1 protein-coding gene is annotated in these 248 nt (G+C 65.7%); it reads left to right on the forward strand.

All coding sequences use genetic code 11. The features are described from left to right. The coding region (locus SB756_RS33505; protein ID WP_410913690.1) for a hypothetical protein at positions 1-248 on the forward strand (248 nt) is incomplete at both ends.

Raw genomic sequence — 248 nt, forward strand, 5'->3', positions numbered from 1 at the left:
GCTGCAGGCGCGCTGGTCGGCCCTGCCAACCACCGGCACGCTGCTGGCAGAAACCCTGAAATCACGCCAGGGCTGGCACCTGTTTCTCTATCCGTTCGCCGGGCGCATGGCCAACCTGGGGCTGGCCAACCTGATTGCCTGGCGAGTCAGCCGGGTACAGCCACTGTCTGTGTCCATCGCCGTCAGTGACTATGGCTTTGAACTGCTCAGCCCGAGCGCCGTGGACTGGGCGGCGCACTTGCCCACTG

The organism is Pseudomonas sp. SIMBA_068 (assembly GCF_046534705.1).
Taxonomy (GTDB): Bacteria; Pseudomonadota; Gammaproteobacteria; order Pseudomonadales; family Pseudomonadaceae; genus Aquipseudomonas; species Aquipseudomonas putida.